A 1,562-nucleotide genomic window follows, 5' to 3' on the forward strand; every position below is an offset into this window, starting at 1 on the left:
ACTGATGTGTTGCCAAAGCCAACAGAGAACAATCAATTGGTTCCTTTGCCAACAATACCAGATGAATCAATTCCAAATCAGGATGACTCGAATGCAAAATTTCGAGTAGATCGGATTGAAGTAGTAGGAAGTACAGTTTTCAAACCAGAGCAATTTGCCGCAATTACCAATCCCTTTGTCGGCAAAGAAGTGACATTTGCAGAATTATTGCAAATCAAAGATGCGATCGCCAAGCTTTACATTGAGAACGGTTATGTAACCACAGGAGCATTGATTACACCGCAGACACTAGAAGCAGGAACAGTAAAGATTCAAGTAATCGAAGGCAGTCTGCAAGAAATCAAAATCATTGGTAACAGACGATTGCGTAGTCAATACATTCGCGATCGCATCCAACTAGGTGCCGGCAAACCCCTAAACGTACCCCGCCTCCTAGAAAAACTCCAACTACTCCGCCTCGATCCACGCATCCAAAACCTCTCAGCCGAGTTGCAGACAGGCGTACATCCGGGAAGCAATGTATTGCAAGTTGAGGTTGAAGAAGCAGACACTTTTACACTGACGGCAAGCCTAGATAATGGGCGATCGCCAAGTGTAGGTAGTTTTCGCCGAGGAGTCGATCTGCAAGAAGCCAATTTATTAGGTTTGGGCGATACCCTGAGTGTGGGATACGCCAATACTGATGGCAGTAATAGCATTAATGCCAATTACACACTACCAATTAATGCCCACAATGGCACTATCTCCTTTGGTTTTAGCCAGGGATGGAACCACGTGATTGAAAAACCATTCAGCGTTCTTGATATTCAGTCAAATAGTCGGTCTTACGAATTAGGCTATCGGCAGCCACTTATACAAAAGCCAACCCAGGAATTAGCTGTGGGGCTATCGTTCTCGCGCCAGTCAAGCCAAACTGAGTTGGGTATTGATAATATTGGGCCGTTTCGCCTTTCACCAGGTGCAGATGAGAACGGAAAAACGAATATTTCGGCTTTGCGCTTTTTTCAAGAATATACTCAGCGAAGTAACCAGTATGTGTTAGCGGCGCGATCGCAATTGAGTTTTGGGGTAGATTGGTTCGATGCCAATGTCAGTGAGAATGAACCAGATAGCCGTTTTTTCGCATGGCGGGGACAGGCGCAGTGGGTGCGACAATTAGCACCAGACACATTATTTTTAGCTAGAGGCGATTTCCAATTAGCGGCAGATTCCTTGGTGCCTTTAGAGCAATTTGGTCTTGGTGGACAACTAAGTGTCCGGGGCTATCGCCAAGACGCATTACTTACAGATAATGGTCTGTTGTTTTCGGCAGAATTTCGAGTCCCGATTGTCCGCGCGAAGAAGATTGACGGGGTGCTGCAACTGACACCCTTCATTGATGTTGGTAAAGGCTGGAATGTCAACGGTGAAAATCCATCACCCAGTACCCTTGTGAGTACTGGGTTGGGGCTGTTGTGGAAACAGGGTAATGACTTATCGGCTCGTTTAGATTGGGGCATTCCTTTAATCTCGGTGGATGGTGAAAAGCGATCGCTCCAAGAAAATGGTTTGTACTTCTCACT

The 1,562-nt window shown here is 45.8% G+C and carries 1 protein-coding gene; it reads left to right on the top strand.

Annotated elements, in window-relative coordinates; translation table 11 throughout:
• A partial coding sequence (locus V7K69_RS32080; protein ID WP_335042203.1) for a ShlB/FhaC/HecB family hemolysin secretion/activation protein occupies positions 1 to 1,562 on the top strand: 1,562 nt, incomplete at both ends.

This window comes from Nostoc sp., assembly GCF_036917775.1.
GTDB lineage: Bacteria > Cyanobacteriota > Cyanobacteriia > Cyanobacteriales > Nostocaceae > Nostoc.